Annotated in this window: 1 protein-coding gene; it reads right to left on the bottom strand. The window is 77.2% G+C overall.

Annotated features, from left to right (window positions below):
• Window positions 1–95: 95 nt before the first annotated feature.
• On the bottom strand, window positions 96–495 hold a 400-nt coding region (locus tag G6556_RS19030; protein ID WP_240934786.1), incomplete at its 5' end, for a globin.

Raw genomic sequence — 495 nt, 5'->3', positions numbered from 1 at the left:
GTGCTCCGGCCGTGCCCGGGCGGTGCCGCGCCCGTGCCCCGGCGCGCCGCCCCCGCGCCCCGGCGCGCCGCGCCCGTGCCCCGGCGCGCCGCGTCTCAGCGTGCGGCCGAGTTCACCAGCGAGTGCGCGGCGCGCTCCAGGTAGTCCCAGAGCGTCGCCTCATACATGGGCGCCAGCCCGAGCGTGTCGACGGCGGCCCGCATGTGCCGCAGCCACCGGTCCCGCGCGTCGGGGTCGACCACGAACGGCAGGTGCCGCATCCGCAGCCGCGGGTGCCCGCGCTCCTCGGAGTAGGTGGTGGGGCCGCCCCAGTACTGCTCGAGGAACATCGTCAGCCGGCGCTTCGCCGGGCCGAGGTCCTCCTCGGGGTACATCGGCTTCAGCACCGGGTCGGTCGCGACGCCGTCGTAGAACGCGTCGACCAGGCGGGCGAACGTGACGTGGCCGCCGACGGCCTCGTAGAACGACTCCCGGCGGCGGGCCTCGCCGCTGCCC

The sequence above is a fragment of the Cellulomonas sp. IC4_254 genome, assembly GCF_011603975.1.
Classification (GTDB): Bacteria; Actinomycetota; Actinomycetes; order Actinomycetales; family Cellulomonadaceae; genus Cellulomonas.
The sequence above is the reverse complement of the archived record's forward strand: the minus strand, read 5'-3'. Positions and strand labels throughout refer to the sequence as shown.